We start from the raw sequence: 11,809 nt of genomic DNA on the forward strand, positions 1-11,809 counted from the left end.
AAGCGGATGAGCAAAAAGCCTCTTGCGCTGTTGCATGGGAAGAATATCCACAAAAATGGAGGCTTTTGCCTCCATTTTTAAAATCAAAAGAATGCATATTGATTGTTTAAACAGAATAGTACATATCAAATTCAACAGGATGAGGTGTTGTTTCGTAGCGCAAGACTTCTTGCATCTTTACTTGAATGAAGGAATTAATCTGATCATCATCAAAAACGTCGCCAGCTTTAAGAAAGCTACGATCTTTGTCAAGTGCGTCAAGTGCTTCACGCAAACTTCCTGATACGGTAGGGATTTCTTTGAGTTCTTTTAAGGGGAGATCATAAAGATCTTTATCCATAGCATGTCCGGGATGAATTTTGTTTTTGATGCCATCAAGACCAGCCATTAAAAGGGCTGCAAATGCTAAATAGGGATTTGCTGTTGGGTCTGGAAAACGAACTTCTACGCGTTTTGAATTTGGTGAGGAGCTCATTGGAATGCGGCAAGATGCAGAACGATTACGTGCTGAATAGGCAAGAAGAACAGGAGCTTCATAACCAGGAACCAAACGTTTATAGGAATTTGTGGATGGGTTGGTAAAAGCATTAACTGCTTTTGCGTGCTTAATAACACCACCGATAAAAAATAAACAGGTTTCTGATAGTCCGGCATATTCATTTCCTGCAAAAATGGGTTTACCATCTTTCCAAATGGAGATGTGGACATGCATTCCAGAGCCGTTATCACCAAAAACTGGTTTTGGCATGAAGGTTGCTGTTTTCCCATAACTGTTTGCTATTTGATGTACAACATATTTAAAAATTTGCATTTTGTCAGCCTCGCGAACGAGTGTATCAAAACGAATACCCAATTCATGTTGGCCTGCTGCTACTTCATGATGGTGTTTTTCGACCTGTACGCCCATATCTCTGAGTGCTGTGAGCATTTCAGAACGCATATCTTGGCAGGAATCAATCGGCGGAACAGGAAGGTAGCCTCCTTTTATTCGTGGGCGATGCCCTAGATTACCTGTTTCATATTCCGTATCATCATTGGAGGGAAGTTCACTTGAATCGAGTTTAAATCCTGTGTTGTAAGGATCCGTTTTATAGCGCACATCATCAAAGATAAAAAACTCTGCTTCTGGACCTACATTGATTGTATCTCCAATGCCTAAAGATTTCATATAAACCTCAGCCCTTTTGGCGATAGAACGAGGATCTCTACGATAAAACTCACCAGAGACAGGATCAAGGATGTCACAAAATATGACCAAAGTAGATTGAGCAAAAAAAGGATCAATATGTGCTGTTTCTGGATCTGGCATTAAAACCATGTCAGATTCATTAATTGTTTTCCAACCAGCAATTGAAGAACCATCAAACATGACACCATCACTAAAAGTATCCTCGCTGATCTCTGCGATATCCATTGTAATGTGATGCAATTTTCCTCGTGGATCAGTAAAACGTAAATCAACAAAACGGATTTCGTTGTCTGTAATCTGTTTGATAATATCTGATGCGGTTGTCATATTTAATTTCCTTAATATGGCGTTGAGGTGGATAAAAAAGTGAATTCTCTCATTATTTATTTAAAGGGCATCGATACCGGTTTCGTCCGTGCCTATACGAATTGCATCATCAATGGAAAAGACAAATATTTTTCCATCTCCTATATGTTTGGTTTGAGCTGCTTTACGTATTGCATCAACAGTTTGTTCCAGTTTTTCATCGGACACAACAATTTCAATTTTTACTTTAGGTAGAAAGTCAACAACATATTTCGTGCCACGATAAAGTTCTGTATGCTCCCTTTGACGACCAAAACCTTTTGCTTCTGTTACTGTAATACCATGTACCCCAATTTTTTGAAGCGCTTCTTTCACTTCATCAAGTTTGAAAGGTTTTATAATGGCTTCAATTTTTTTCATGCTGAAATTATCTCCAACGTTATTTTGTCTTTTTAGACTGCATCACATTATATTGACAACTGTAAGATGTCCAACAGATACTTTGTGCACAAAAAGTCGAAAATAATGACACTCTATGCTCATTTAGGAGAGTTTCTTTTGTAGAACACAGCCAAATACTGTTTTTTGGAAAAAATCTTACAATTCTTGTACAAGAATTAAAATAATATAATAAAAGAATTTTGTTTCTTTTTTGTTAGATAATACGTTGATTTGTAAGGATAATTAGACGTTTTCTATATGGAATGAGAAACTCTAATAGCGTAAGATTTTCTCATTCTAGGTCTTTTTACCGTCAATCAATCAAACCGATACCTTTATATATCATAAATAGTACGAGTATGTGGATAAAAACATTAAAAAAGAAATAAAATTCTTTTTATGAAAGCTTTCGATAACTAAAGGTTTTACAATATTAGGGGGTAGGGCAGATAAATATTGGAAAAGAGTGTGATGATGCCAATAATGCTCCTTCATAAACGTAAAAATGGTGGTGTACAATAATGGATTTATCATTATAGCATTCATAGGTGCGGTCGTGAAATGGGCTTGAGAGCGTTGAGAAATATTTCTTTAACACAGGTGTGTGAATTGGCGATGCGAATATATTCAGTTTGGGGCGTTTTGTCCCTTCGTGAGGAATGTGATTCCATTAAGGAACGCGATAAACAAAAGCGTGAAGCAATGGGCAATCTTCATTATAAGATATTGCTACGGCTTCCCTTGAAGTCATAAAGATAAATTAAAAGGAGGTGTAAAGATAGGAGCTTATTTATACCTTTAAAACTTCGTATTCTTCCCAAATTAGGTTGTATGGTCGTTTTAGGTATAAACAAAACAGAGAATAAATATGCAGTTATGCGCGCATTCCTATTTGGCAATATGAAAACTGAAACAGCTTATAAAGTGCTAAATTGTTTTTAGTCTTTGCTTCAAACATGTTGCACCACTGGAATTAGGTGTTGGTTTACAGGTCATAATATAAAGTACAGGCTTTGTTCGTATGCTGTATTTTCAATGGAAAGCGTTTTTAAGAATTGGAATTATAGAGAGATTGGCGCAGTAAAACATCTTTTAGAAATTTTCCCGTATAGGAGGCGGGAACCTTAATGATGTCCTCAGGGCGTCCAATTGCAACAATTTCGCCACCGCGATCTCCACCTTCTGGTCCTAGATCAATAATCCAGTCGGCTGTCTTTATAACATCAAGGTTATGTTCAATGACTATAACTGTGTTACCCTGCTCGACTAGTTCATGCAGCACTTCAAGAAGTTTGGAAATATCGTGAAAATGTAAGCCTGTTGTCGGTTCATCCAAAATATAAAGTGTACGTCCCGTTGTTTTACGTGAAAGTTCTTTCGCAAGTTTCACACGTTGTGCTTCCCCACCAGAAAGTGTGGTTGCTTGCTGTCCTACTTTTATATAACCCAATCCTACTTTAATGAGAGTTTCCATTTTATTATGAATAGCGGGAATAGCTTGGAAAAATTCCTCAGCCTTTTCAATTGTCATATCCAAAATATCGGCTATAGACTGTCCTTTGAATTTTATTTCTAGTGTTTCTCGATTATAGCGTTTTCCTTTACAGACATCACAAGTAACATAGACATCAGGTAAAAAGTGCATTTCAATTTTGATGACTCCATCACCTTGACATGCTTCGCAACGTCCTCCTTTAACATTAAATGAAAAACGCCCAGCTTTGTAACCACGGGCTTTTGATTCTGGAAGATCGGCAAACCACTCACGAATCGGTGTAAAAGCACCTGTATAGGTTGCGGGATTAGAGCGTGGGGTGCGCCCAATAGGGGACTGGTTGATATCGATGACTTTATCAAGAAATTCTAATCCTTCAATTTTGTCATAGCTGGCAGGGCTGTGATGAGAGCCCATGATATGATGTGATGCTGCTTTGAAAAGCGTTTCAATAAGAAATGTTGATTTTCCTCCTCCTGAAACACCGGTTACGCATGTGAAGGTTCCAAGAGGGATGCACGCATTGATATTTTTGAGGTTATTGCCTTTGGCGCCGATGACTTTAAGTGTTTTCGTTTTTGATATTTTGCGTCGCTCTGTCGGCATTTTAACAGCCATTTTTCCTGAAAGGTATTGGCCTGTGAGAGAGGCTGAATTTTCTATAATTTCCTGTGGTGTCCCTTGCGCTATGATTTCTCCACCATGAACGCCCGCGACAGGGCCCATATCGACAACATAATCTGCTGTGAGAATAGCATCTTCATCATGTTCAACAACAATAACTGTATTGCCAAGATTGCGTAAATGGCGCAGCATTTCTAAAAGGCGTTCGTTATCACGTTGGTGTAAACCGATAGATGGTTCATCTAAAATATAAAGAACGCCTGTAAGACCAGAACCAATTTGGGATGCTAACCGAATGCGTTGACTTTCTCCACCTGAAAGCGTTCCTGAATTTCGAGATAAGGTAAGATATTCCAATCCTACATGATTTAAAAAAGCTAAGCGTTCACGAATTTCTTTTAAAATACGTACGGCGATATTACGTTGTTTTTCTGTGAGATATTGATGAATATTGGCAAACCAATCATCTGCCTTTAGAATAGAAAGATCTGATATTTGCCCAATATGCATTCCGTTGATTTTTACAGCAAGTGCCTCTGGTTTTAAACGATAACCGTGACAAGCTGGGCAGGGCGAAGAGGACATATAACGTTCGATTTCTTCTCGAGACCAAGCAGAATCGGTTTCTTTCCAGCGTCTCTCCATATTAGGGATGATTCCTTCAAAAGGTTGTGTTGTTTTATGCAAACCAGAATTATTTTTATAGATAAAAGAAATTTCATCTTTTTTTGTACCATAGAGGATAGCCTGTTGTGCTTCATTAGAGAGTTCACACCATTGATCTGTGAGTTTGAAACCGTAAGCTTTTCCTAATGCTTCTAAGGTTTGGCTATAATAAAGTGAATCCGATTTAGCCCAAGGGGCAATGGCTCCATTCTTTAGAGTAAGATTTTTATTTGGCACAATTTTTAGTGGATCCATTGCCTTTTTGATACCCAATCCATCGCAGAGAGGGCAAGCCCCAAAAGGATTATTGAACGAAAAAAGGCGTGGTTCAATTTCAGGAATAGAAAAACCAGATATAGGGCAGGAAAACTTTTCTGAAAAAATGAGCCGTTTATGTGTATCATTTTTTGATTTATGAGCAGATTCCTTTGTTGTTTCTTTTTGTGCCAAGGGCTGGTCTGCCATTTCAGCTATGGCAAGTCCATTTGCTAATTGTAAACAGGTTTCTATACTATCAGCCAAGCGAGAGGTGATATCCTTTTGTACAACAATGCGGTCTACCACGACATCGATGTCGTGTTTATATTTTTTATCAAGAGGTGGAATATCAGGGATTTCATAAAATTCGCCATCAACTTTAGCGCGTTGAAATCCTCTTTTTAAAAGTTCTGTTAGCTCTTTTTTATATTCTCCCTTTCGTCCTCGCACCAAGGGTGCCATAATAAAAATCCGTGTTCCTTCTGGTAATGACATAATCTGATCCACCATTTGGCTTACTGTTTGGCTTTCAATAGGGAGTCCTGTTGCAGGAGAATGAGGAATGCCAATACGTGCAAAGAGAAGACGCATGTAATCGTGGATTTCAGTAACGGTACCTACCGTTGAACGAGGATTGCGACTGGTTGTTTTTTGTTCAATGGAGATAGCTGGAGAGAGACCGTCTATGCGGTCGACATCGGGTTTTTGCATGACTTCCAAAAATTGGCGTGCATAGGCTGAAAGGCTTTCGACATAGCGGCGTTGTCCTTCAGCGTAAATTGTATCAAAAGCTAAGGATGATTTCCCTGATCCAGAAAGTCCTGTTATAACAATGAGTTTGTCACGAGGCAGATCGAGATCAATATTTTTAAGGTTATGTTCACGTGCACCGCGAATGGAGATATATTTTTGATGAGTCATACTTTATCCTTGGCATATGTGGCAAAAATTGAGCACCTAAAATGGAATAAAACTGTTTTTTTAGAATTACAATGTGTTTATCTGCTTTAATGCAAAAGGAAGGTATAAGTTTTGTGAAAAAAATACAAATGAGCAGCTTTTTATTTTCCTATGGTGGAATAAACTATGCGTTTTTATCATCTTTTGTTATAGTTACACGGATACAATATTGGGAAAGGATAGCAATACCCATATTGATGGTTAATTGCAGACATGTAAATTGAAGGTCAAGATGGTTATAGCTGTTATATAGGTTATAACTGTTATATAACAAAGTATTTTACGAATTAAAATTTTGGAGTTTATGCGATGGCTGGTAGCCTTAATAAAGTTATTTTGATTGGTAATCTTGGTGCGGATCCTGAAATCCGCCGTTTGAATTCTGGTGATCAAGTGGCAAATCTGCGTATTGCTACTTCAGAGAGTTGGCGTGATCGGAATACAAATGAGCGAAAAGAACGTACTGAGTGGCATAGTATTGTTATTTTTAATGAAAACCTTGTCAAAGTTGCAGAGCAATATTTAAAAAAAGGCAGCAAAATTTATATTGAAGGGCAGCTACAGACACGAAAATGGCAAGACCAAAATGGAAATGACCGTTATACAACAGAGATTGTTTTGCAAAAGTACCGTGGCGAATTACAAATGCTTGATGGGCGGGGAGCAGCGGGCGGAGAGCAAGGTGCAAGTCAAGGGGGGAATTATAGTGGTGGCTTTGCCGATAGTCACTCAAATCAGAGAAATACTTTTGGTCAAAATAATAATCAATTGGAAGAAAGTTTTTCACACAAATTAGATGATGACGTACCTTTTTAAGATTCTTTAATTGTAGTATTATGATCACCTTATGATTTGTTTGTTTCAGATTTTTGAAGTTTAACGAAGTGGAAATTATTAATTATTATTGGTAATTTAAAATATAAATTAATAACATCTTGAAAAATATTGTTAAATTTCTCCTTTGTCATGGAAGAGAAATTAGCATTTTTGTGTATTTTTCGCTATAAATTAAAGTGAAATGATTCTTTTTTGAAAGTTTTGAAATTGTGACCGATCTTACTCCACCCCCAGAACGTGATGTGCTAACCGGTATTGAACCAATCAGTATTATTGATGAAATGCAACGCTCCTATCTTGATTATGCGATGAGCGTGATAGTTTCACGTGCACTCCCTGATGTCCGTGATGGTCTTAAACCTGTTCATCGACGTATCCTTCATGCTATGAATGAGATGGGGCTTTCTTTCAATAAGTCGTATCGTAAGTCTGCTGGTGTTGTTGGTGAGGTTATGGGGAAATTCCATCCCCATGGTGATGCTTCAATTTACGATGCTTTAGTGCGTATGGCGCAGGACTTTTCTTTAAGAAATCCATTGATTGATGGTCAGGGAAATTTTGGTTCTGTTGATGGAGATCCACCCGCGGCCATGCGCTATACTGAGTGTCGTTTAGAAAAAGTTTCAGAAGAACTTTTAGCTGATATTGATAAAGATACTGTTGATTTTCAGGATAATTACGATGGGCGTGAGCGTGAACCGGTTGTCTTACCAGCGCGTTTTCCCAATCTTTTGGTTAATGGGTCAGGGGGGATTGCTGTGGGAATGGCAACCAATATTCCTCCCCATAATCTTGGTGAAGTCGTTGATGGTTGTATCGCTTTGATTGATAATCCCGATATCACACTCGATAAAATAATTGAAATTATTCCTGGTCCGGATTTTCCTACAGGGGGCATTATCCTCGGCCATTCTGGTGTTCGTGCAGCTTATGAAACAGGGCGTGGCTCAGTCATTATGCGTGCTAAAGTTGAGATCGAAGAAATTCGCAGTGGTCGACAAGCAATTATTGTGAGTGAGATCCCTTATCAAGTTAATAAGGCAACGATGATTGAGAAAATGGCCGAATTGGTGCGCGATAAACGCATTGAGGGAATCTCTGATTTGCGTGACGAATCTGATCGTGATGGATATCGGGTTGTTATTGAGCTGAAGAAAGATGTTGTTGCGGAAGTTGTTTTAAACCAATTATATCGTTATACGCCGCTACAAACTTCCTTTGGTTGTAATATGGTTGCTTTGAATGGGGGAAAACCCGAACAGATGACGTTGCTTGATATGCTTCGTGCATTTGTTTCATTTCGGGAAGAAGTTGTCAGTCGGCGAACAAAATATCTTTTGCGTAAAGCGCGTGAGCGAGCACATGTTTTGGTTGGTCTTGCTCTTGCTGTTGCCAATATTGATGAAATTATAGCACTTATTCGCAAAGCTCCTGATCCGCAGACAGCACGTGCACAGTTAATGGAGCGACGCTGTCCAGCGATGGATGTTGCGCCTTTGATTAAACTTATTGATGATCCTCGTCATATTATTCATGAGGATGGTACTTATAATCTCTCTGAAGAACAGGCGCGTGCTATTTTAGAATTGCGTTTGCAAAGATTGACAGCCCTTGGGCGTGATGAGATCGCTGATGAATTGAATAAAATTGGCGTGGATATCGCTGACTATCTTGATATCTTGGCATCACGCGTACGCATTATGTGTATTGTTAAGGATGAGTTGAGTGCTCTTCGTGAGGAATTTGCAACGCCGCGACGTACTGTATTTGGTTTTGGTAGTGCTGAGATGGAGAGTGAAGATCTGATCGCATCAGAGGATATGGTGGTAACGGTGAGCCATAGTGGCTATATTAAACGTGTGCCTCTTAATACCTATCGTGCACAGCGGCGTGGTGGTAAGGGGCGTTCTGGTATGTCTACGAAGGATGAGGATTTTGTAACGCGATTGTTTGTTGCCAATACGCATACTCCGGTTCTTTTCTTTTCATCACGTGGGATTGTTTATAAGGAAAAAGTTTGGCGACTGCCGCTGGGAACACCCCAATCGCGTGGGCGGGCTTTGATCAATATGCTTCCCTTACAACAAGGTGAGCGTATTACAACGATTATGCCTTTGCCTGAAGATGAAGCGAGCTGGAGTGCATTGGATGTTATGTTTGCGACAACGCGTGGAACTGTGCGTCGTAATAAATTGTCAGATTTCGTTCAGGTTAATCGTAATGGTAAAATTGCAATGAAACTTGATGAAGAAGATGAAATTCTTTCTGTTGAAACCTGTACAGAACATGATGATGTTGTTCTAACAACAGCCAATGGACAATGTATCCGTTTCCCAGTTGTTGATGTTCGTGTTTTTGCTGGGCGTAATTCTGTGGGAGTTCGTGGTATCAATTTAGCTAAAGGCGATAAAGTTATTTCGATGACAATTTTAGAGCATGTCGAGGCGACGTCCATTGAGCGTTCTGCTTATATTAAACGTGTCATGAATGAACGGCGTGCTTCTGGTGCAGATTCTGATGTTGAAGATATTGTAACTCTTGATGAGGAAGACGGAGGGGCTGAAACAGAGTTAACAGATGAACGTTATGCAGAACTTCATGCATGTGAACAAATGCTTTTGACGGTGAGTGAGTTTGGTTATGGTAAACGTTCTTCTTCCTATGAGTTCCGGATTTCGGGACGTGGTGGAAAAGGGATTCGTGCAACAGATCCATCTAAAACAGCTGAAATTGGTAAATTAGTAGCGGCTTTTCCGGTGAAGGAGCAAGATCAAATTATGTTGGTATCAGATGGGGGACAGCTTATTCGTGTCCCAGTTGAGGGAATTCGTACTGCTGGGCGCTCAACTAAGGGAGTCACAATTTTTAATACAGCCAAAGGTGAAAAAGTCGTATCGGTTGAACGTATTTCTGAACCTGAAGATGATACGAGTTCATTAGATGATGAAGGTGAGAAACATTCTGATACAGTTGATATGAGCGAAGAAAAATAATTTTGAAGAGGATGGAGTAAATCATGAAAATTGCTCTTTACGCGGGTTCTTTTGATCCTCTTACAAATGGTCATCTTGATGTTTTGAAAGGGTGTTTTGTGTTAGCTGATAAGGTGGTCGTCGCCATAGGGATACAGGCTGGCAAAAAAACACTCTTTAGCTTTGAAGAGCGTGTTGATTTCATTACCCAGGTAGGGAAAGACTTGCTTGGTGCAGATTCTAATCGATTGCAGGTTCTTTCATTCAACAACCTTCTCATTGAGAAGGCGCGTGAAGTTGGTGCTTCATTCCTCATTCGTGGATTGCGTGATGGTACTGATCTTGATTATGAAATGCAAATGGCAGGGATGAATGGTGTTATGGCTCCTGAATTGCAAACTGTTTTTTTACCGGCAAGCGTTTCTGGGCGTGCGATAACTTCTACATTGGTACGTCAAATTGCCTCTATGGGAGGTGATGTGACACCATTTGTACCGCCCAATATTGCACAAGCTTTGAGCTCGAAATTCCAATCTTTTAGGGGAGAATAATTGTGTCTCGTAGAATTTTTGCTGTTTTGGTATGCGTGTTTTGTTTTTTTTCATTGTCCGCTGTCGCTGGTAATTCTAGCTCAGCAAGTGGTGCAAGCCTTCTTATTTTATCTCTCAAAGATGGTGATGTCATTATTCGTCTGCGTCCTGATTTGGCGCCAAAACATGTTGTGCAAATCAAAAGATTAACAGAGGAGGGGGCCTATAATAACGTTGTGTTTCATCGCGTTATTCCTAATTTTATGGCACAAACTGGTGATGTAAAGTTTGGAAAAAAAGGCAGCAAAGATTTTGATCTGAAGCGCGTTGGTATGGGTGGCTCAAATTATCCCAATATACCGGCAGAGTTTTCAAAGCAGCCGTTTAAGCGTGGTACTGTTGGGATGGCACGGTCACAAGATCCGGATTCCGCGAATTCTCAATTCTTCATTTGTTTTGATGATGCTGCTTTTTTAAATGGTCAGTATACGGTTGTTGGAGAGGTTATAAAGGGGATGGATGTTGTTGATAAAATAAAAAAAGGGACGACAAGTAATAATGGATCTGTAAACAATCCTGATGTTATTAATGCTGCTACTTTACAAGTTGAGAAATGAATCAAAGGAGCTTTCCATATGGTTGAGAATAAAAATCCAGAGAATACTTTAATTCTTGAAACAACAAAGGGCAGAGTTGTTATTGAGCTTTTTGCTGATTTAGCACCTTGTCATGTTGCACGTATTAAAGAACTGGTACGTGAAGGTGCTTATGATAATGTTATTTTCCATCGCGTTATTGATGGTTTTATGGCGCAAACTGGGGATGTGCAATTTGGAAAGAAGGATAGTGAAAAATTCAATTTATCACGTGCGGGTATGGGAGGGGCAGAAAAACCAAATTTAACAGCAGAGTTTTCAAATCTTTCTCATAAGCGTGGTACAGTTTCTATGGCACGGAGTCAGAATCCAAATTCTGCTAATTCTCAGTTTTTTATTTGTTTTGCAGATGCTCCGTGGCTTGATCGTCAATATTCCATATGGGGGCAGGTTGTTGAAGGTATGGAAAATGTTGATAAAATTAAACGTGGTGAACCTGTTGCAGATCCAGATTCAATTATCAAAGCCGTTATTGCTGCGGATGCAAAATAGTATAAATTATACTGATTTCAATTGTAAGTTTCTAAGAAAAATACTCTTTTCTGATCAATAAAGGCACTCGAAACTCTTTGGTAGCATCAAGCTTATCTTTTATAATTTCAAGCTAAGCATTGTTCATATATTTCCTTCAATCGGATCTTCCTGAAGAATATAACGCAAAGGATTTGTATAAACACCTGTCGAGATAGAACGTGGTGATCTTCAACTGACCAGCCACGGTGATTTAAGCAATAGTGGCACAATAGAAAGCAATGATACCATTGCTTTGCATGCGCAAAAAAATCTCAGCCAAACGGGGCGCATTGTTTCGCAAAAGCGGATAGAACTCTCAACTGATGGCACCTTGACGCTGGGTGAGACAAGTGAGGTTGGCG

8 protein-coding genes and 2 pseudogenes are annotated in these 11,809 nt (G+C 39.3%); 7 read left to right on the forward strand and 3 right to left on the reverse strand.

From position 1 onward, the window contains the following. Nucleotides 1-106: 106 nt before the first annotated feature. Together glnA and PVV60_RS06790 are read right to left on the reverse strand one after the other, a co-directional pair. On the reverse strand, nt 107-1,516 hold the full coding sequence (gene glnA, locus PVV60_RS06785; protein ID WP_273723942.1) for a type I glutamate--ammonia ligase: 1,410 nt from the start codon (nt 1,514-1,516) through the stop codon (nt 107-109). Nucleotides 1,517-1,576: 60 nt separating this feature from the next. Beyond that, nucleotides 1,577-1,915, reverse strand: coding sequence for a P-II family nitrogen regulator (locus PVV60_RS06790; protein ID WP_273723943.1), 339 nt, complete (start codon nt 1,913-1,915; stop codon nt 1,577-1,579). Between the two features lie 630 nt (nt 1,916-2,545). Between PVV60_RS06790 and PVV60_RS06795 the strand changes: the two genes are divergently transcribed. Continuing rightward, nucleotides 2,546-2,689, forward strand: coding sequence for a hypothetical protein (locus PVV60_RS06795; RefSeq protein ID WP_273723944.1), 144 nt, complete (start codon nt 2,546-2,548; stop codon nt 2,687-2,689). A 295-nt stretch (nt 2,690-2,984) separates the two neighbouring features. On the opposite strand, the gene uvrA is transcribed toward PVV60_RS06795, so the two are convergent. Next, the gene (gene uvrA / locus PVV60_RS06800; protein ID WP_273723945.1) at nt 2,985-5,900 is read right to left on the reverse strand and encodes an excinuclease ABC subunit UvrA; all 2,916 of its coding nucleotides are present in this window, start codon (nt 5,898-5,900) and stop codon (nt 2,985-2,987) included. 348 nt (nt 5,901-6,248) lie between these two features. Here uvrA and ssb point away from each other — a divergent pair, with 348 nt between their 5' ends. The 6 genes and pseudogenes from ssb to PVV60_RS10850 all read left to right on the forward strand — a co-directional run. Continuing rightward, nucleotides 6,249-6,755 carry a single-stranded DNA-binding protein gene (gene ssb / locus PVV60_RS06805; RefSeq protein ID WP_273723946.1) on the forward strand — a complete coding sequence of 169 codons (507 nt, stop codon included), beginning with the start codon at nt 6,249-6,251 and terminating at the stop codon, nt 6,753-6,755. Between the two features lie 230 nt (nt 6,756-6,985). Then, complete coding sequence (gyrA, locus tag PVV60_RS06810; RefSeq protein ID WP_273723947.1) at nt 6,986-9,769, forward strand: DNA gyrase subunit A; 2,784 nt, start codon at nt 6,986-6,988, stop codon at nt 9,767-9,769. 23 nt (nt 9,770-9,792) lie between these two features. Next, nucleotides 9,793-10,312 (forward strand): annotated as a pseudogene (coaD, locus tag PVV60_RS06815) (pantetheine-phosphate adenylyltransferase). Next, a complete protein-coding gene (locus PVV60_RS06820) occupies nt 10,302-10,895 on the forward strand; it encodes a peptidylprolyl isomerase (RefSeq protein WP_273723949.1) in 594 nt (197 codons plus the stop codon). Before coaD ends, PVV60_RS06820 begins: the two are co-directional and overlap by 11 nt. 18 nt (nt 10,896-10,913) lie before the next feature. Continuing rightward, nucleotides 10,914-11,426: a peptidylprolyl isomerase gene (locus PVV60_RS06825; RefSeq protein ID WP_273723950.1), complete on the forward strand. Its 513-nt coding sequence runs from the start codon at nt 10,914-10,916 to the stop codon at nt 11,424-11,426. A 187-nt stretch (nt 11,427-11,613) separates the two neighbouring features. Next, a pseudogene (locus PVV60_RS10850) lies at nt 11,614-11,809 on the forward strand (hypothetical protein); the annotation flags it as partial.

This window comes from Bartonella sp. AU18XJBT, from assembly GCF_028618595.1.
Classification (GTDB): Bacteria; Pseudomonadota; Alphaproteobacteria; order Rhizobiales; family Rhizobiaceae; genus Bartonella.

Excerpts from the sequence above, each read along its gene's own strand:
- glnA (WP_273723942.1), bottom strand. The coding sequence starts at position 1,516 with ATGACAACCGCATCAGATATTATCAAACAGATTACAGACAACGAAATC.
- PVV60_RS06790 (WP_273723943.1), bottom strand. The coding sequence starts at position 1,915 with ATGAAAAAAATTGAAGCCATTATAAAACCTTTCAAACTTGATGAAGTG.
- uvrA (WP_273723945.1), bottom strand. The coding sequence starts at position 5,900 with ATGACTCATCAAAAATATATCTCCATTCGCGGTGCACGTGAACATAAC.
- ssb (WP_273723946.1), top strand. The coding sequence starts at position 6,249 with ATGGCTGGTAGCCTTAATAAAGTTATTTTGATTGGTAATCTTGGTGCG.
- PVV60_RS06825 (WP_273723950.1), top strand. The coding sequence starts at position 10,914 with ATGGTTGAGAATAAAAATCCAGAGAATACTTTAATTCTTGAAACAACA.